Source organism: Providencia alcalifaciens, assembly GCF_915403165.1.
Taxonomy (GTDB): Bacteria; Pseudomonadota; Gammaproteobacteria; order Enterobacterales; family Enterobacteriaceae; genus Providencia; species Providencia alcalifaciens_C.
On sequence record NZ_OU659204.1, the window covers coordinates 1318951 to 1340685 of the forward strand.

The 21735-nt window shown below is 40.1% G+C and carries 9 protein-coding genes; all 9 read left to right on the top strand.

Annotated features, from left to right (window positions below; all coding sequences use genetic code 11):
• Positions 1–166: 166 nt before the first annotated feature.
• The 9 genes from cmoM (at position 167) to LDO73_RS05895 (ending at position 21679) form a co-directional block, all read left to right on the top strand.
• Positions 167–955: a tRNA uridine 5-oxyacetic acid(34) methyltransferase CmoM gene (gene cmoM / locus LDO73_RS05855; RefSeq protein WP_224060598.1), complete on the top strand. Its 789-nt coding sequence runs from the start codon at positions 167–169 to the stop codon at positions 953–955.
• The gene (gene mukF / locus LDO73_RS05860) at positions 952–2277 is read left to right on the top strand and encodes a chromosome partition protein MukF (RefSeq protein ID WP_132494492.1); all 1326 of its coding nucleotides are present in this window, start codon (positions 952–954) and stop codon (positions 2275–2277) included. The genes cmoM and mukF overlap by 4 nt, the downstream gene beginning before the upstream one ends.
• Positions 2258–2986, top strand: coding sequence for a chromosome partition protein MukE (gene mukE, locus LDO73_RS05865; RefSeq protein ID WP_224060599.1), 729 nt, complete (start codon positions 2258–2260; stop codon positions 2984–2986). Before mukF ends, mukE begins: the two co-directional genes overlap by 20 nt.
• The gene (gene mukB, locus LDO73_RS05870) at positions 2983–7422 is read left to right on the top strand and encodes a chromosome partition protein MukB (RefSeq protein ID WP_224060600.1); all 4440 of its coding nucleotides are present in this window, start codon (positions 2983–2985) and stop codon (positions 7420–7422) included. Before mukE ends, mukB begins: the two co-directional genes overlap by 4 nt.
• Before the next feature lie 207 nt (positions 7423–7629).
• The gene (gene aphA / locus LDO73_RS05875; RefSeq protein ID WP_224060601.1) at positions 7630–8343 is read left to right on the top strand and encodes an acid phosphatase AphA; all 714 of its coding nucleotides are present in this window, start codon (positions 7630–7632) and stop codon (positions 8341–8343) included.
• Positions 8344–8709: 366 nt separating this feature from the next.
• A complete protein-coding gene (gene ldtD / locus LDO73_RS05880; RefSeq protein ID WP_224060602.1) occupies positions 8710–10437 on the top strand; it encodes a L,D-transpeptidase in 1728 nt (575 codons plus the stop codon).
• Between the two features lie 314 nt (positions 10438–10751).
• Positions 10752–11300 carry a YcbK family protein gene (locus LDO73_RS05885; protein ID WP_224060603.1) on the top strand — a complete coding sequence of 183 codons (549 nt, stop codon included), beginning with the start codon at positions 10752–10754 and terminating at the stop codon, positions 11298–11300.
• Positions 11301–11339: 39 nt separating this feature from the next.
• Positions 11340–11987 carry an MBL fold metallo-hydrolase gene (locus tag LDO73_RS05890; RefSeq protein WP_224060604.1) on the top strand — a complete coding sequence of 216 codons (648 nt, stop codon included), beginning with the start codon at positions 11340–11342 and terminating at the stop codon, positions 11985–11987.
• A gap of 188 nt (positions 11988–12175) precedes the next feature.
• A complete protein-coding gene (locus LDO73_RS05895; RefSeq protein ID WP_224060605.1) occupies positions 12176–21679 on the top strand; it encodes an anthrax toxin-like adenylyl cyclase domain-containing protein in 9504 nt (3167 codons plus the stop codon).
• Positions 21680–21735 lie beyond the last annotated feature (56 nt).

Consider the following 21735-nt stretch of genomic DNA (forward strand, 5'->3'; position numbering starts at 1 on the left):
GATAATGTAAGCGAATAGGGTCAAATGTAGCTGCATCAGCAATAAAATGCCATGTAAAATAAATCGGATACAAAATAAAGTACTATGCAAAAACAGCTAGATTATCTGTTATAATTCTTGGTTTTGATATGCTGTAAATAACTCATGATAGGTAACTGGAACGCAGATGGCAGACCGCAACTTTGATGATATTGTCGATAAATTTGCAAAAAATATTTATGGAACGACAAAAGGAAAAATTCGCGAAGCGGTAGTTTGGCAAGATCTTACCCAGTTACTGGAAACGCATTTTCAAGGCCAAACATTACGTATATTAGATGCGGGCGGTGGAGAAGGGCATTTTTCTCGTCAATTAGCCGCGATGGGTCATCAGGTTATTCTTTGCGATTTATCCGAAGAAATGTTAGAACGGGCATCGGTGCTTGCTGATGAACAAGGAATTAGCGAGAATATCAGCTTTGTTCACTGCGCCGTTCAAAATGTTGCTCAACACCTTGATGAGCCAGTTGATTTTGTCTTGTTTCATGCGGTACTTGAATGGATTAGCGACCAAAAATATGCATTAGAGCAACTGGCAGAGATCATCAGACCGGAAGGCATATTTTCTGTCATGTTCTATAATGCAAATGGCTTGGTGATGCGTAATGCAATTTTAGGTAATTTTCATCTCGCAACTCCTCACATCCAGCGTCGTCGCAAACGTTCATTATCGCCACAGAACCCGCTTTTCCCTCAACAGGTTGATGAGTGGCTTATTGGTTGTGGTATGGATATTTTAGGCAAAAGTGGCGTTAGAGTGTTCCATGATTATTTGCAAAGTAGACAATTACAACAAAAAGACTTTCCAGCGTTATTGGCGCTTGAACAACAATATTGTCGTGAAGAACCCTATATCAGTATGGGGCGATATATTCATGTCATGGCACGCAAACAAACCCAAAAGGACGATTTATGAGTGATTTTTCCCAGACCGTCCCTGAACTCGTGTCTTGGGCACGAAAAAATGATTTTGCGATTTCCCTACCCGCAGAGCGCTTAGCATTTTTGCTGGCGGTGGCAGTGCTGAACAGTGAGCGGGTTAACGGTGAAATGAGTGAAGGGGAGCTGGTGGATGCGTTTCGAGAAGTGTGCAAAGGCTTCGAACAAACCACCGAATCACTGGCAGTTAGAGCGAACAACGCCATCAACGACATGGTTCGCCAAAAAATATTTAACCGCTTTGCCAGCGACATTGTCGAAGGAAATGCGATTTATCGCCTAACACCACTCGGTATTGGCATTAGTGATTACTATATTCGTCAACGCGAATTTTCGACATTACGATTGTCGATGCAGTTATCGATTGTGGCGGGAGAGCTACAACGTGCAGCGGAATCAGCCGAAGAAGGTGGTGATGAGTTTTATTGGCATCGCCATGTTTTTGCACCATTAAAATATTCAGTCGCTGAAATTTTTGACAGTATTGACCTGTCACAGCGAATTATGGATGAGCAACAAAACAGCGTTAAAGATGATATTGCTGCACTCTTAAACCAAGACTGGCAGGCAGCGATTGCCAACTGTGAGCAGCTACTTTCTGAAACGTCAGGCACATTAAGAGAATTGCAAGATACGTTAGAAGCGGCTGGCGATAAGCTACAGGCAAACTTACTGCGTATCCAAGAAGCGAATATGAACGCGCCGCAGTTCTCGGAAATGGTTGACCGACTGATTTTTGATTTACAAAACAAGCTAGACCGTATTGTGAGCTGGGGGCAGCAGTCCATTGATTTATGGATTGGTTATGACCGACATGTTCACAAATTTATCCGTACAGCGATTGATATGGATAAAAACCGTATATTTTCTCAACGTTTACGTCAATCTGTACAGCAGTACCTCGATAGCCCTTGGGCACTCACCTATGCCAATGCGGATAGGCTTTTTGATATGCGTGATGAGGAGCTGGCACTTCATGATCAAGAAGTTATGGGGGAACTCCCACCTGACTTGGAATTTGAAGAGTTCAGTGAACTTAATGACCAATTAGCGGCGTTAATCGAAGCGCAACTTGCTTTCTATAAAACGGATAACAAACCGCTGGATGTCGGTCACGTATTACAGAGTTATCTGACGCAATACCCGCAGAAACGCCATTTTGACGTCGCGCGTATTATTATCGATCAGGCTGTAAAACTAGGTATCGCAGAGGCTGATCTGGCGGGATTACCGGCAGAATGGCGCGCTATTAATGATCACGGAGCCAAGGTACAGGCACATGTCATCGACAAATATTGAACAATTTATGCCAGTTAAACTGGCTCAAGCACTAGCTAACCCTATTTTTCCTGAGCTCGACAGCCAACTGCGTGCAGGTCGCCATATTAGTATTGATGACCTTGATAATCATGCATTTTTAATGGATTTTCAGGAATCGTTAGAGCAATTTTATGCTCGCTATAATGTTGAACTGATCCGGGCTCCAGAAGGCTTCTTCTATTTACGTCCCCGTTCTAGCACCTTAATTCCTCGTTCTGTTTTGTCTGAATTGGACATGATGGTGGGTAAAATTCTGTGTTACCTCTATTTGAGTCCTGAGCGTCTAACTAACCAAGGGGTCTTTACCTCTCAAGAGCTGTTTGAAGAATTATTGTCGCTGGCCGATGAAAGCAAATTACTGAAATTTGTTAACCAACGCTCCACAGGCTCAGACCTTGATAAGCAAAAATTACAGGAAAAACTGAGAACCTCCTTAAACCGTTTACGTCGTTTAGGTATGGTCTATTTCCTGCAAAATGACTCCAGCAAATTTATTATTAATGAATCTGTATTCCGCTTTGGTGCGGATGTGCGTAGTGGCGATAATCCACAAGAAGCACAATTACGCATGATCCGTGATGGTGAAGCGGTCTCTCTTGAAGGGGAATTATCGCTAAGAGACAGCGATGAAGACGAAGCGGATGAGAGTCAAGATCTGGCTGACAGTGAAGAGGATGAACAAGAATGATTGAACGCGGAAAATTTCGCTCACTGACGCTGGTGAACTGGAACGGCTTTTTTGCTCGTACTTTTGACCTTGATGAATTAGTCACCACCCTGTCAGGGGGAAATGGTGCGGGTAAATCCACCACCATGGCAGCCTTTATTACCGCCATGATCCCTGACTTAACGTTACTGCATTTCCGTAATACCACAGAAGCAGGAGCTACTTCAGGTTCCCGTGATAAAGGCCTACACGGAAAACTGCGTCCAGGAGTCTGTTATGCGGTGCTGGATGTTTTAAACTCTAAACATCAACGGGTTATGGTCGGTGTTCGCTTACAGCAAGTAGCGGGACGCGATAAAAAAGTTGATATCAAACCGTTTATGATCCAAGGCGTGCCATTAGCCACAGTGCCTACGGAAGTGTTAACGGAAGTGTTTGAAGAGCGCCAAGCTAAAGTTATTCCATTGAATGACCTGAAAGAGCGCGTAGAAAAACAAGAAGGCATTCAATTTAAGCAATTTAACTCGATCACAGACTACCACTCAGTATTATTCGAATTGGGTGTACTGCCAAAACGTCTGCGTTCAGCGGGGGATCGTAGTAAATATTACCGTTTGATTGAAGCCTCCTTATATGGCGGTATTTCCAGTGCAATCACTCGCTCACTGCGTGATTATTTATTACCGGAAAACAGCGGCGTACGTAAAGCATTCCAAGATATGGAATCGGCATTACGTGAAAACCGTTTAACGCTGGAAGCCATCCGCGTTACACAATCTGACCGTGATTTATTCAAACATTTGATCAGCGAAGCCACAGACTATGTATCTGCGGACTATATGCGTCACTCGAATGAACGTCGAATTCACTTAGATGCAGCATTAGCCGCTCGTAACGAACTGTATAGCAACCGCAAACAACTGCGCGTTGAACAAATTCGTAGTGTGGAAATGGCGCGTGAATTAAATGAACAAAATGAAGCGTCGACGGAAATCGAAGCCGACTACCAAGCGGCAAGTGACCACTTAAATCTGGTGCAAGCTGCGTTACGCCATCAAGAAAAAATTGACCGCTACCAAGCCGATATTGAAGAGCTGACTTATCGCCTTGAAGAACAAAGCGAAGTTGTCGCTGAAGCCACAGAGAAACACGAAGAGCTTGATTCTCGTGCACAAGCCGCTGAAATTGAAGTGGATGAGCTGAAAAACCAGCTTGCAGATTACCAGCAAGCGCTTGATGTACAGCAAACTCGTGCGATTCAATATCAGCAAGCACTTCATGCCTTAAACCGTGCTCGTGAACTCTGCCAGCTGCCTGATCTTACCATTGAGAACGTGGATGAATGGCTGGAAACCTTTGAAGCCAAAGAGCAGCAAGCTACAGAAGCCTTGCTTACCTTAGAGCAAAAAATGAGCGTGGCGGATGCGGCTCATAGCCAGTTTGAGCAGGCGTATCAGCTGGTGAAAATCATGTTAGGTGATGTGAGCCGTGGGGATGCGTATACACAAGCGCGTTCATTACTGCGTGACTGGTCATCGCAACAACATTTAGCAGAGCGTGTTCAGCCGCTGCGTATGCAATTATCTGAACTGCAACAGCGTTTAGATAGCCAGCGTAGTGCCGAAAAATTACTGAGCGAATTCTGTAAACGTTATGGCCAAAGTGTCGAGCCGGATGAGCTTGATGCCTTGATGACAGAGTTAGAAATTCTGCAAGAAGAGTTAAGTACAGGCGTTAGTGAAAGCGGCGAAAAACGCATGCAAATGCGCCAAGAACTGGAGCAGATCCGCCAGCGTATCAGCCAGCTTTCCGCTAAAGCGCCTGCGTGGATTATGGCGCAAGAAGCACTGACTCAACTCAATGAACAATCGGGTGAAACTTTCGAAAATAGCACTGAAGTGACTGAATTTATGCAGCAACTTCTTGAGCAAGAAAGGGAAATTACGGTTGAACGTGATGAAGTTGCAGCGCAGCGTCGTGATCTCGATAAGCAAATCGAACGTTTAAGCCAGCCAAGTGGTGCCGAAGATGGGCGTATGCTGGCACTGGCAGAGCGCTTTAATGGCGTGCTGTTATCTGAAATCTACGACGATATTACCATCGAAGATGCGGCTTACTTCTCCGCACTTTATGGACCGGCTCGTCATGGTATCGTGGTACAAGATTTGGCCGTGGTTCGTGAACAGCTAGAAAATTTACAAGATTGCCCTGATGATGTGTATTTTATCGAGGGGGATCCATCTTCATTTGATGACAGCGTTTTTGATGCTCAAGAGTTTGAAAATGCAGTATTAGTCCGTTCATCAGAGCGTCAGTGGCGTTATTCTCGCTATCCAGAATTACCGTTATTTGGTCGAGCTGCCCGTGAGAGTCATTTAGAGTCACTGAGTGCCGAGCGTGATGAATTAGCGGAGCGTTATGCGACCTTGTCGTTTGATGTGCAAAAAATTCAGCGTGCTCACCAAGCATTTAGCCGTTTTATCGGTCAGCATATTTCAGTTGCGTTTGAAGCGGATCCTGAAGCTGAAATTCGTACATTAAATCAAAAACGTACTGAATTAGAGCGTGGATTGAACCAATTTGAAGAGCAAACCCAGCAACAACGCCAACAGTTTGCTCAAGGCAAAGAAAACTTACTGGCATTAAACCGTCTATTACCTCAAGTGAATTTGTTGATGGATGAAACGCTGGTGGATCGCGTTGAAGAGATCCGCGAAGAGCTTTCAGAAGCTGAAGAAGCGGCACATTTCATCAATAAACATGGTAATAATCTGGCGAAATTAGAGCCGATTGTGACGGTGTTACTCAGCGATCCTGAGCAACATGATCAACTGCGTAAAGATTATGAATTGGCGAAACATACCCAGCAAAATGCGAAGCAACAAGCATTTTCCTTGGTGGAAGTGGCACAGCGTCGCGCGCACTTTAGTTACAGTGATTCGACGGGAATGGTCAATGAAAATGCGGACTTGAATGAAAAACTGCGCAAGCGTTTAGAACATGCAGAAGCAGATAGAACTCGTGCCCGTGAGCTATTACGTCAGCAACAAGCGCAAAGCACTCAATATCATCAAGTTCTGGCATCGCTGCGCAGTTCATTCGACACCAAACAAGAAATGTTGAAAGAACTTGAAGCAGAAATGCAAGAAATGGGCGTGAAAGCGGATCCAGATGCGCAAGAGCGAGCCAGCATTCGCCGTGATGAATTACATCAATCTGTTATGGCAAACCGTAGCCGCATCAACCAGTTAGAAAAACAACTGACGTTATGTGAAGCGGAAATGGATAACCTGCAAAAACGCCTGCGTAAGCTGGAAAAAGATTATTACCAAATCCGTGAGCAAGTCGTGATGGCGAAAGCGGGCTGGTGTGCGGTGATGCGCTTGGTGAAAGATAATGGCGTTGAGCGTCGTCTGCATCGCCGCGAATTGGCTTATACCGAGGGTGATAGTTTACGTTCGATGTCGGATAAGGCGTTAGGGGCACTGCGTTTAGCGGTGGCGGATAACGAACATCTGCGCGATGTGCTGCGCATGTCCGAAGATCCTAAGCATCCTGAACGTAAAATTCAGTTCTTTATTGCTGTTTACCAACATCTACGTGAGCGTATTCGCCAAGATATTATTCGTACCGATGACCCAATCGATGCGATTGAGCAGATGGAAATTGAGTTAGCGCGTCTGACCGAAGAATTGACTGCCCGTGAGCAAAAACTGGCAATTAGCTCGAAAAGCGTGGCGAATATCATCCGTAAAACTATCCAGCGTGAGCAAAACCGTATTCGTATGCTGAACCAAGGCTTACAGGCGGTGGCATTTGGTCAGGTTAAAGGGGTTAGACTGAATGTGAATATTCGCGAAAGCCACGCCTTACTGTTGAGCGTGCTATCAGAAGAGAGCGAATTGCACCAAGACTTGTTTACTAGCCAACGTTTAACCTTCTCTGAAGCGATGGCGAAACTGTATCAACGCTTGAACCCGCAGATGGATATGGGGCAGCGTTTGCCGCAAACTATTGGTGAAGAACTGTTAGATTACCGTAACTACTTAGAGTTAGATGTTGAGGTTAACCGTGGTTCTGATGGTTGGTTAAAAGCGGAAAGCGGTGCGTTATCAACCGGTGAAGCGATCGGTACGGGGATGTCTATCTTAGTGATGGTCGTTCAGAGTTGGGAAGAAGAAGCCCGCAGACTGCGTGCGAAAGATATCATTCCATGTCGTTTACTGTTCTTGGATGAAGCGGCGCGTTTGGATGCCAAATCTATCGCGACTCTGTTCGAATTATGTGACCGACTGGAAATGCAGCTAATCATTGCAGCGCCGGAAAACATTAGCCCAGAGAAAGGAACGACATATAAACTGGTGCGTAAAGTGACCGGTAATACAGAACATGTTCACGTCGTTGGGTTGAAAGGTTTTGGTCAGGATAATCCTGCTCCGCAAGCATTACCTCAATAATTGATTTTTGTTTTTAGATAATAAAACCGACATAGGAAACTGTGTCGGTTTTTTTATTATCTTTATATTTTTATTATCTTCATTCCCTTTAAATCATTAATAGATGACCGCAATGAGATTTGAATCTCATTTTTATGTAATGAAAACTTTTATCATTGCAGTCCGTGAGGAGTTAATCACGAAATAAAACTATTATAAGGATCGAACATGAAGAAAATCACACTAACGTTAAGTGCAATTGCATTAGCGCTGAGCTTTACGGCAACATCTCAAGCCAAAATTCCAATGCCAGAAACAGTCAGTGCTGGGGTAACAGTTGCGGAATTAGCGGCACAACAACCGGTTCACTGGGTCTCTGTTGAGCAAATTAAACAGAGTTTAGAAGGCAAAGCGCCAATGGCGGTGGGTTTTGATATTGATGACACCGTTTTATTCTCAAGCCCAGGTTTTTACCGTGGAAAACTTGAATTCTCTCCAAATGATTTTAGCTATCTAAAAAACCCTCAATTCTGGGAAAAAATGAATAATGAGTGGGATAAATTCAGTATGCCAAAACAAGTGGGCATCGATTTAGTTAAAATGCACTTAGAACGTGGTGATAAAGTTTACTTTATTACAGGTCGTACACAGACTAAAACTGAAACTGTGACTCAATATGTGCAAGAAGGTATGAGAATTCCTGCAGATAAAATGAATCCAGTCATTTTTGCTGGTGATGAACCAGGTAAAAATAATAAAGTAAGCTGGATGCGTGACCATAAATTAACTATCTATTATGGTGATGCTGATGCGGATATTGCTGCGGCTCATGAGTTAGATATTCGCGGGATTCGTATTCTCCGAGCTTCAAACTCCTCTTACCAACCGTTGCCAAAAGCAGGTCGCTTTGGCGAGGAAGTTGTTATCAATTCCGAGTATTAATATTCGATAAAAAGTTAGTTAAAGGTGATTATTCGCCTTTAACTAACAAAATAGTGTTTATTTATTGATGACGTATTCCTGCGATTTAATATAACTTATATTAAATTAACTCTATTGAAAGAATCAAAGACGTCAATATTTGATATGTTATATCGTTTAGTTTTGGTGGAAAACGCAAACAATTCTATTTCTCATGCTGTTTTATAAATAGCGCTTATTTCGGAACACCTCCCTCAATAACTTTTTTCATCAATAAAGACAAAATTAGTCAATTCCTATAACATTCTTCTCAGAGTTAAATATAATCAAATAGTGTCACTATAATAAAAAATAATGTTATCCATGTAGTAACTTTAAGGTGGATGTATGGCAAAGAGAAGAGTGAAAGCTCTGCAGATCTCAGTATTATGTGGGCTGATGGCGATGCAGTTCCCTGCATTTTCCGCAGCAGAAAATACGCAGCAAAGCAGTATGGAAATTCAACAACCTCAATCAGTTGTCTCTGAAGAGGTGAGTAAAGTCACGGCAAAAGAGAGCTTGGAAAAGCTTAATGCATCTTTGCCAGCAGAAACAAAATTGGTGTTTGCGGACCAGTTGGCAAAAATTTATGCTGACAGGCAAATGCAATTGTTATGGCAAGATGAAACTGCAATTAGCCAGTTTCAACAGCAATTAGCTGAGCTTGCCTTAGCAGGTTTCCAACCTCAATTTAGCGAATGGTTAGTTTCATTGGAAAATAGCCAGCTGAGCGAAATGGGGCGAGATGCTATTTTATCCGACGCTATGTTGGGTTATTTACAATATCTGTCTTCCGTTGAGTCAACGGGACAATATTGGCTATACACCAGCCGTCCTTATAAAATTATTGCACCGACTGCGGTACAAATGAAACCGTGGTTAGAGGCTGAATCTGAACATCGTTTGGGTGAGTGGGTGAAGGCTCAAGCACCGAAACACACGATGTATCAACCGATGCGCAAAGAAATGCTAAAACAGCTCGCGTTGCCGGAAGATACACTAGAAATTACGGGTACAAAAGCGTTAAAACCGGGTCAAGCCAGCGATGATGTCATTACACTCCGTGAGATTTTAGTGCGAGATGGATTGTTGGAAGGCGCTGCGGTAGGTGAAGTCGTTGATGCATCCGCGCCGCCTGAAGAGATCAATAAAGTCACCGCCAATGCCCGTGTGTATAGCGATGACTTAGTGGACGCAGTGAAAAAATTTCAGCTTCAATATGGTCTAGAAGCCGATGGTGTGATTGGTAAAGGCACGCGCGTTTGGCTCAATATGCAGCCAAAACAAAAAGCGGGGCTGATGGCACTGAATATTCAGCGTTTACGGATTGTGCCTGAAAGTAGTGGTACAGGAATTTTGGTGAATATCCCTGCGTACACATTGGATTTTTATCTGAATAACGACATCATTTTGGATTCGAAAGTGATTGTGGGTCGAGCGGATCGTAAAACGCCAATTATGAGCAGCGCACTGAATAATGTGGTGATTAACCCACCTTGGAGTGTACCAACAAGTTTGGCACGCAAGGATATCGCACCGAAAGGTAAAATGGATCCAAGCTACTTTAGCCGTAAAGGCTATACGGTTTATTCAGGATGGGGGCAAGATGCTTATGAGATTGACCCTTATTCAATCGACTGGGAAAATATTACACCAGCGAATTTCCCTTATCGCATTCGCCAAGCACCAGGCTCAAGTAACTCTTTAGGGCGTTACAAATTTAATATGCCGAGTTCAGATGCGATTTATCTCCATGACACACCAAATCATAGCTTGTTTAATAAAAATGCGCGGGCAATCAGTTCAGGTTGTGTTCGGGTGAATAAAGCCAGTGAACTAGCAACGATTTTGCTCGGTGATGCAGGTTGGGCTCAGACTCGTATTGATGGGGCATTAAAAGAAGGCTCAACGCGTTATGTGAATATTCCAGACCGTATTCCTGTGTATCTTTACTATCAAACAGCCTGGGTTGATAAAGATCAGCAGCCGCAGTACCGGGCGGATATATATCAATATGATGGTAGTATTGATAACGCGGAAAAATATCTTCCAGCAATCAAAGCGATTTTAAAATAGTGACTATTACTCGAGGAGCTTAGGCTCCTCGATGCTATTTTCTGCATTAATTCCTAAATCTTCCTAACAATTCCGTTTTAATATATTTATATATTGAATGCATTGTGTTTACATATCATCCGCAGTAAGGAATTAAAGTCGTCTTAATCGGCATGTTATAAGTGATTTCACTCACCCTTTTGCATAAAAGTGATGGATTTTCCTTAATTTACGCAATTCTTTACATAATTATACATTAAAGCTAAATATCCTTTGCTAGACTGATGAAGTTGAAATGTATATTTGATGAATAATTAACACCTGAGTTATCACCTATGGATATGATTGATAAAAACCGCAGAAAGTGGTTGGGAATTGGTGCTGCCGCAATCGGTCTGGGACTATTACCTAATCATGTATTCGCTGCAATGAGTACGCCACGCCCAAGAATTTTACGTTTTCAGAATTTAAATACGGGTGAATTTTTGAAGACCGAGTTTTTCGATGGTCGCCGTTATAATAAATCTGAATTAGCTCGATTAAATCACCTTTTCCGTGATTATCGCTGCGATAAAGTGAAAACGATTGATCCTAAATTATTTGACCAAATTTATTTGCTGCAAATGATGATGGGTACAAATAAACCTGTTCAGCTGATTTCGGGTTACCGTTCATTAGAAACGAATAATGAATTACGTCGTAAAAGCTCCGGTGTAGCGAAACAAAGCTATCATACCCGCGGGCAAGCGATGGATTTTCATATTGAAGGCTTGCAGCTAAGCAACGTTCGTAAAGCGGCATTAAAAATGAGTGCTGGCGGTGTGGGTTATTATCCGAAAAGCAATTTCATTCATATCGATACAGGTCCAGTGAGAACATGGTAATCTGTGCATAGGTGACACAGATTATGGAGTGATTGTTCGATGAAATATACTATTATCCCAGTAACGCCGTTTATGCAAAACTGTCAGGTTATCTGGGATGAAACCTCGATGAATGCAGTTATTGTTGATCCTGGTGGTGAGGCTGAAAAGCTGATTTCTGCCATTGAAAGCCGTGGATTAACATTAACGAAAATCTTACTTACCCACGGTCATTCTGACCATATTGGTGCCTCAGCCCCCCTTGCAAAACATTTCGGTGTACCGATTTATGGTCCACAGAAAGAAGATGCTTTCTGGATTGAAAACCTCGCTGAGCAAAATGCGATGTTTTATATCGGTGATTGCCCTGATTTCACGCCAGATCATTGGCTAGAAGAAGGGGACAGCATCATGTGTGGGAACATCAAGTTTGATGTGCTGCATTGCCCTGGTCATACACCCGGCCACATTGTTTTTGTGAACCACGCTGACAAACTTATTTCCATGGGAGATGTATTGTTTAAAGGTGGTGTCGGGCGCAGTGATTTCCCTCGCGGTAATCATCAAGATCTTATCGCATCGATTAAAAACAAGTTGCTGCCTCTTGGCGATGATTATCACTTTATTCCGGGGCACGGCCCGATGTCCACATTAGGACATGAACGGATTAGTAATCCTTTTTTACAGGATGAATTACCGGTTTGGTGATTTTCAGTAAATATAAATTATAGCTACATAATAAAGCCCCTTATATGGGGCTTTATTATTTTTATTTAAAACTATCTCCTAATTAATGATTAGTCATCTAGCTATATTCTCTATCTTTGATATTTTCAATTATTAATAATTGAAATTTTAATTATTAAATAACTATTATCTATATATCAGAGGTATAAATGCCAAAGCCAAATATTGAATTACATTTTTCTCAAAGTGATTTTGTAAAACATTCCAACCAGTACGATAAAAAAGGTGGGTTATTTTCCGTAAATAATGCCAAAACTAGCGACCTAAAAAAAATGGTTACATGGAATGGTATAGATTATTCTCTATCGGATGGATACTGTTATGGGTTCTCAAGTGCTTTTCTATCGTATAGTTCAATAGGCAAAGGGGACGATTATTTAAATGCGATGAAGTCATTAATTGATATTGCTAATGATGAAAGCGTTTATGAAAATAAATACGATAAAATAAGAATCAAAGCTTTAAAAAAACATGCTGGAATATTACTTAATGAGCACATGCAGGATGTGATTTTTTCTCATAGACTAGAGGTTAATTTATCAACTATATATTCTAATTCATTTTATAAATATACTTCTGGAATTAGAGGTAGAAGCTTTATAGATTATATGAATGATTCAATAATGGAGGGGGCTGATTCATACAAAAAATATAAAGAAAAAAATGGGAATAAAATAAAACATAAATATGTGGATTATTTGAGTGATTTGCAAAAAATTAAGCTTAAAGAGTTTTTGAGTTCTTTAAATCATGAGTTTGACTATTTTGAGAAAACAAATGGTCAATTATTTAGAGACCCATGGTTTGGGGCGTTTCATAAGGCTTTCTATTCTCGTAAAGATACTTTGGGAGAGAATTTTACGATTAAAGATGCAAATTTTGCTAAAGAAATGATTTTAAAAAGTATTGCGTATGATGAGTATCATTATCAGAAGGAAGTAAATAAGATAAATGGTATCGATTTAAATCTAAAGCTTCATAGTTACAATGGGCGATTGAGCTATCGTAATGAAATAAATCTGAATGAATTTATTGATAAAATTTCAAATCATACGAGATCAAGTAAAGAAATACAGCTTTTCGAATTTAAAGCTCCAGCTCATTCAATGGCGTTATCAGTAAATTATAATGAGAAAACTAAATCATGGGATTATGCATTTTTTGATCCTAATTATGGAGTCTTAAAATATTATAATGAAAATGACTTTAATAAATTTCTTACCGATTTTGTAGAAAAGCATGCTGATTATTATGGTTTTCCAAAAGACAAGGATGGAGGATATGTTGTTGCATTCTCGGAGTTTCAAGTGAGTAAAAATAGGCGGATACCATTGAATGAGCTTAATCTAGAAAATGTGAGAATCACTGAAAACATCTTGTTGGCCGATGATAAAACAACAGTTTACTTGAATGAGAATAGAAAAAATAAAATCACCTATCAGAGTTTTAATGTGGAAAATAATATAGCTAAGGTTGAATTGAAAATAGAGGGTGTAAAAAAAACAATATATACAGATATACTGAATGTGGCTGAGCTCGTATCCTTGATAAATGAAAATATAAAAAGTGTCTCTAATGTTTCCGGGGATATTTTTATTTCTCATCATGATAACAAAGTCTATGCAGTGGATGGGGAATTTGATATTGATAGTGTGAGAGGAATATCTAAAGGAATAGATTATGATGATGTTAATTTACATATAAAACCAATATCTAAAAATAATAGAGAAATTCTTACTGGAATACCTGAGCTTCATCAGCAAGCGATTATGCAAGTTGCAAATGAGGAAAACATTATCATAGGTATTCGCCCTATTGATGAAAAATCAACGAGTTTAATTTTATCAGGGGAGTACAGTAGTAAAGGATTAAATATTAAGAGTAAAAGTGCCGATTGGGGACCTCACTGTGGCTTTATTCCTGTGCAACAGGAATATGCTAAACGAACAGGACGTGAAAATAAAAATAAATATAATTTATATACACAACAGGCGATTGATGACGGACATGCAAAATCGACCATTCTTGAGCTAACACCAGAGAGGGTTAATGAATTAACTGTATATAATGAAATTACACCATTAGAAAAAGTTAATGGTAGTGAATATAGTAAAACGACATCTCTTCTCGATGGGAAAGAAAAAATCTTTTTATTAAAAAAAATAAATCGAGATGGAAAATATTTTTGGCATGTATTCCATGAAGATGAAGGAAATATTAAACCATTCCATGTTATTGCGGATCCTCTAACTGGAAAAGCTTTAACGGCTGACTACGATCTTTTTACGGTTATTTTTCCTTTTTCTGATTTAGAGCATTACGTGAAAGTGATTGAAATGCCAAATTGGTCTGAGTGGAAATCAAGTGTTATTTATGATGAATTAACACTAGAACAGAAAAAGTTATATAATAATGAAGCAGAGTATAATAAGAAGGAAGGAAGGGATAATGGAATTACAAATAAAAGAATCAAAGAGATAAATAAAAAATTAAATAATAAAATTGGTCGTCCTGATGGGTTTGAACTTATTCATCATGGTGCAGATGATGCAAATCCTGCCAGTGTTATGAACGATAATTTTCCAATAACATTTTTTTTACCTGAAAAAATAAAAGGAAAAAATAAGTTATCAGGATCACCTGAACCTATCGATACTTATTTTAAGATGAATGCTCAAGGTGCCATTATTATTAATGATGTTGAACAGTTGTCAAATTTACAACAATTATTAATTAATCAAGGATATCGCGCGCCATTGAATAAAAAATGGAGTGAGGGAGATTTAGCGCAATATTTTGATAAAAAAAGAAAAATATCAGCAACCCATATTGAAAAGACAGCTGAAGTACAGCGAAAAATGAGTATTCCTCCAGATACTGTAAGTGGGCAAGAAATTAACATAGAAAAAATCCTTGGAAAACCAGTCATTCAATTAGATTCAGGTTTTGATGATGTGTATTTAAATTATGAAAAACAACACATTATGGAGGTTGCCGCAGGGGAACATTCACCTAATACGAATGCCATTGATCACTGGCCAGATCCTATGGCTCATTATTGGGATGTGAAATCTCGTGATGCAGAAACAAACAGAAGAATTAAACCGACTGAATACGATTATAACGTCATTATCCAACTCGAGAATGATGCGGTGATAAAACGGGTGGTTGCGAATGCGTTTTCTAAGCACCCTGATGATAGTATGGTTATCCAATATGATATACAAACTAAACAATGGAAAGTTTTGCATGGCGATTTAGACAGGGTTAAGCAAGGTAAGATTCGGTACATTACCGCAGGACATGGAGACTATAAGGGGCATAATCAATCAACACTATATGCGGGATATACTGCTAATCAGTATGCGGATGGTATCAATCATTTAAGGAAAAAGTTATTAAACAATAAAACCCCGGATAAATTGGTTTTAATTGGTTGTAATTTAGGTCGAGGTGGTGCTAGCGAAAACTTTGCTTTCAAGGCGACAAATGCATTAGCTGAGCATGGCATGTATATGCCAATCACTGCGTATAATCGACCGTTAATAAATATGTATTTGGGGAATAAGCTTATCGTTCCTGACCCTGCTATAAGGGAGAGTGTCAGTACAAAAGGTCATAAATTTATTTATCAGTACCTCCCTGATGCGCAGCAAATTCGCATTAACAAAAATTCATCAATACTCTATTTTATAAATGAATTTCGCCGTGGTGAGCTAAAATTAAATCAACTTAATAGCTATTCAGAGCCTGATGTATTCGCTGCATTTAGGCATCCAGAAACGAGAAGCTTAAATTTCGATTTGCTTAAAACGGTGGCTTATAATCCAGAAGTTTATCAACTATTTGTAAGTGAATTAAAACATCATAATGGCGTGCTACCAGAGAGCTTTTATCACGATTTCTCTCAGAAAGTGGATAGATTGCATATGCCATCAGTACCAATATGGAAAATGGTTGATGCACGACATATTCTGCATTATTCCTTATCCCATTCGACCCCTAATGATGCTTCTTTGACCGTCATAGTACGGGTCGTTAATGATCCTAAAGGGTTAGTACAAGCAGAAAAACTTGCAGCTAGAAATCCTAAAAATACATTGATTTTTCAGATGGATGCAGGTGCTAAAAATTGGGTATTGGAATATGGTAGCGCGGAGCTTTCTTCTTTGCTTGAAAGCCAAAAAAAGACCCAATGGGTAATTATTGGTGATGCCGCTACGGTGAGAAAACCCACCGATAATTTGGCATCAATGCTGTTAAGTGTTAAACACACCTATCCTTTCACTACACCTGAGCAAATCTTATTTCATTCGACAAGCCCTGCGATGATAACTGATTCTGGTGAACAACAATTATTTACATCAAATTTATCCACAAAACTCAAGCAACTTGGTATTGATGCCTCAGTATCATCAAAATTCACACCGACAGGCTCGTCTCGACCAATACACCCAGTAATACCAATGACGGATGTTTCATTAATTACGGATAAGGGGCTGGCGCGTAAAATTGGGCATTCTCAGATTCAATCTTTATTTGAAAAAATAGCATTGAAGGAAATTAATATCGATGATATCCGCTTAGTTGAACATCCTTATTTGGCAGACTATTTTACGAATGAAAATGGGCAATTAGATAAACAGAAAGTAAAAAATGTCGTTTATGACCCTCTCTTTAATATTGAGTTTAATCGTTATTTAAATGGTACAGAAAATAGTGCAACGAATGCGTCTGAATTATTTTCATTGTCATTACCGAAGGGATATGCGCAGCAAGCCGACCATATTCATACGTTATTAAGTGGAATCAAAGATGATTTATTTGTATTAAACCATTTAAGTCCAAGATCTAAAGCATTACTGCAAACTTTATTTCCTAGTGGAGATGGGATTGATAATGGCAAAATTCTTGATATTGTTACGGATAATAATAAGTTTTCATTATTAAGTGAGAAGTTAGTTAGATTTAGCCAATTAGGCGCTCATAATTTTGAAGGTGAAACTGCAGCGCTGAAAAACCTCACGTTTGAAGACGCATTTAACTTATATGATGCGGGGTATACTCAGCGTTTACAGCAATTTAACAGATTGATGAATCAGCAAAATACTGGAGATGTAGGATATCAGGTTGGTTTAGTGAATCATGGGGGAGTTCGGTCAAATCACTCATCTCATGCTAGGGATCAAGCGCTAGGTTTGGTATATGGTATTGAATATGCGCTTAGTGATGTGCATGTTGCACGAGATCTTATTGAGCGACAAGCGCAGCTAGAAGAAGCTAATTTAAAAAATAGACTTTCTCCAGTAGAAGAAAAATGGCTAATGGAGATAAAAAAATATAATCAGACTCTCAATGAGGTTATTAGCCGTGAAGGGATTTCAGTCGCTGATCAATCAGTGAGTAATCTGTTTTCCAGCCAGAGCGACATAAAAAATGGCATCACTTTCCTGAAAGGCACTCAAGCCGTTTATACCGTGATTAATCGTGAACGTAACGGCGTTTATGAGTACTGTCTATTTGATCCTCAAGGGATCCAGTTCAGTGTAAAACATGAAAATCGCCAATTAGCGAGACAACAATTTCAACAGCACGTTGAGGGGTATTTTGCTGAAAATATTCAATTGGCCGATGGTCAGCAGATATCTCGAGGAAAAGCTGCTGGTTTCAGCGTGATGAATAATGGTGACTTTAGAGGTGATATTCAATCTATCGATTTGGATGCCACTCATGTGAAAGCAATATTATCTAATTCATTAAATGAACGAAGTTTAATTCTTCAGAATAAGGCATTTATTACTCCCAAGAATTGCTGGGTTGAGTTTGGGAATGAGCGAATTGCCTTCGCAAAATTGCAGAATCTTGGTGCCACGATAAATGGCCAGCCATTATCAATGAGCGATCTTTCCATTGATAATTTGCACAAAAAAATCCGCTTCTCTCCTGAAAAATTAGCCAGCTATTTTACGCTAATGGAGGGGAATCAAGATGACTTAGCGTTTATTAAGATTTTTAATGAGCAAATGAAATCGAAAGATATCTATCAACTTGTGGATCATGAGGGCAGTTTTGCTGAAACCGCAGTGTTGAAAAAACAGCTTAATTATTTGGCAAATGATGTTGATCTCCAACAAGATGTTATTCCAGCTTCCACATTAAAAAACCTACAGCAAGTGGGCGTTAAGCTTCCACGATATCAACGAGTTGCAAACCGTTTTGGTCAAGGGATGGGCGCGGCAGGTGCGATACAATGCCTTATTAGTGCCCAGACGATTTTAAATCGATTAGACCACCCTGATGTTACGGATACAGAAGCGAAGGAGTTAGAAAAACAGTTTTATTTGCTATGTGCATCCGCTTTTTTCAATCATGGGGATAAAGTATTACAGCCGATGCTACTCAATATAGCCTCCAAGAGTGGGCCAACATCGTTACTTAGAGCGAGACTGGCATCGGGAACGGTGGTTGTGTTTAGTCTTGTGGGAATGGGCCTTGATGCTTATCAGGCCTATGACAGTCTATCGAAGCTAGATACGGTGACGGATCCTAAGCAGCGCCAAGATTTGATTGTCAATGCATCATTTTCTATTGCGAGTTTTATTGTCAGTGGTGTGGTGGTGGTTGGGATATTGATTGGAGCGTCAACTATCCCTGTTGTGGGATTAGCCATTGGCGGTGTTCTCATTGTTGGAGGATGGATTTATAGCGGTGTGCGTGCAGTGGAAAATATAAAAGAGGTCATTGATATTGATTGGGATCGAGAATTAGAAGAGGGCATTCGTGGTGCATTAGGTATAGAACCCACTCTGCGAACCCAACAAGAGATAAATGCAAAGCGGTATATTGATGCATTTAAACAACAAGATTGGAATATGGATCTTGCTCAATTTGAACAGCAGCTTTTACCTGCAGGTTTTGATCAGCACTTTAGTATTGTTGAAAAACCAATTCAGCGCAGTGAGGTTCGATTCTATTTAACTGATGATCATGGTAACTATTTCTTGGGGGGATTAAAGTATGCTAAATGGAAAAATATTCCGAAATCGCTGCCATACTTCAGTATAAAAGGTGCACTTTCATTTACCGAGGCTGATGTTGATTTTATTCTTGAAAATAAAAGCTATAAAAATACCGCTTGGTTTAGAAATCTGCCCTATGTTTATCGCGAGCATGGGCTACAAGTAAGAAAACATTTCTCGATAAAAAAAGAAGTTAAAGCCGTAAATGATTATGTCAAAGTGGGTTCAGAACCCACGAATGAACAGTATTTCCTGAATCCAAATTATCAAAATCCACTATTGGAACGCTTTAAGGCTCGTTTGCGTATCCCTGATGTATATACCCGGTCATCCATAAAGCAACAGTTGATGGTATCAAGTCCAGAGCAAATCAGCTTGTTTTCCCGAAAAAAGAAATACGGTGTATCTGAACCAGTGGTAGCGCAGGACGTATCAAAAGGGGAACAGTTTATTAATGATAGGGATCGCATCGGGTGGTATTTGGAAGATAAAAACAGTTCAGGGACAAGCTGGAATACAGCGAATGGAAATGATGTGATTATCGGGTACGCTGAGCAAAAAAATGCGTTTCAAGTATTATCAGGTGAAAAATATTTTGCGGGCGGAAATCATGATGACCTGTTTTATATCCGAGATGGCAATTTAGACTCATTGCAAGCTCGAGCCGATAACCAGCCAACTAAATACCTTGATGGGCAAGCGGGCGTAGATACCGTTATTGTCGACACCTTGCCGAAATATCATCATGTGTATGCGAATTTAGCCAAAAATACCCTGCATTATAAAAAAGAGGGCAATAATCCTTTTATTTCAGTCGCAAGTTTACAAAATGTAGAAAATTTCATTGTGAAAGGAAATAGCAATGATAGTTTACGCGGAAATAGTGAAGATAATATTTTAGATGGTGGGTATGGTAAGGATCTATTAATTGGTGAGGCAGGTAATGACAAGCTAATTTTAACCCAAGGCTCCGCGATTGGGGGGGAAGGTAATGATCGCTACCATGTTCGTCGTTATAAATGGTTCGACGCGGTAGATAACTTTTATGTATCGGATCGCTATTGGGATCGTAAAGAGAAAAAGGTTAAAACGCGTAGATATTTGTCTCCTGTTTATCAGACTATTACGAAAACGTATGAAGCTAATGTTGTGATAGAGGAAACGTCCCAATCACAAAGTATGATTAGTTTAGAATATTCCCTTGATGAAATTAAGCGTGTTTTTGTTGATGGAAAGGATCTTCATCTGGTTATCAAATTACCAAATGCTACGGTTGATGGGAAAACCTACGATAACATCGAAAGTGTAGTGACGATTGTACTGAAAAATGCAGTGGGTGAACTCGAAGGCCAGAAGGTGATTCATCATCAATACCGTGTACAAACTCAAGATGGGTTTATGCTGGAAACACGGTTTGAGGACAATCGACCGCATCAATATTTTACCCTTTGTTATGTGGAGTCTATTGATCAAACTAAGAGCAGTGAGCGCCAAGTTGTTAAGATTAATGAGGATCTGAATACCATTTTAGTGGGCGAAAATCGGCATTATATCAGCCCAGATTGGGGGTGGTTCTCCCATGTTGGGCGTGTAGATCAGTTAGAGTATCAGGGTAACGCACAAAATAATATGTTGCCTTTTTTGCAGGCGGGGAGCCATATTCAGGTGAGCCGAGGTGTTGATACCTATCAAGTGGTACAGACTCAGCCTGATGACCGGGAAATTACGTTCGATTTTTCAGCAGTAAATTCGCAATTTACTGAGAAAGATAAAATCATTCTGGTATTACCTAATGAAAATGGGTATATGTTGAAAATGAATGGTTTGAAGTTACAGCGTGTTGATAAACAAGGTAAAGCCCAATTAAGCATTCACTTTACGCAGGTGGGTAATGAGCTTGGAGATGCGGTACTGGTCCAAGATAAATACAGTAATTTGTTTAATGTGAATTTAAAAACACAAACGTTATCGCCGTTGAATCCAATTCCAGAAAGTACTGACAGTCAAGATGCTATCATCTTACCGATAGGATATCAGTCACCGTCGGCAGTGATTAATGGTAAGCAGGGTGACGATATTATCATTGACCGAAGTGGTTACGGTCATATTCTTACCGGTGGTGAGGGCGATGATAAGTTGCTGGCTTTAGAAGGTGAAAACGTGTTTATTTCCTTAGAAGGCGAAGATAATTTGACCGGGGGTAAAGGCGATGACTTGTATATTGTCAGTGCGCATGGTGGCGCTGATGGTCATGGTGACGTAATTATTTCTGATATTGAGGGGCACAACCAAGTTGTCCTCATTGATTTTAATCCGTATTCGGTGAGCCATCATCAGATTTCTGCTGATATGGCAGAAACCCGTTATCAATCAGAAAGTGGGCGGAGAGCCATTATACGGCACAGTAATCTCCTTAAATCAGAAGATAATGTCATGACGTTTAAACATTTAACAGGATATCAGTCATTAGCGAAAGTGAATGTGGAATCAACCGTTGATCGCTTAGTGCAATTGCTAGCGGAGCAGCGTCTTGCTGATGACAGTAATTTTGAGCCATCGGTGAGTAATAAAGATAACCATTATAAATGGGGAGCGGTGCAGGCAACTGAACGCTTCATCAATCAGCTAACCTAATGAAATTATTGTAATAAAAAACACCCCATGATGGGGTGTTTTGCAATTCATCAGAC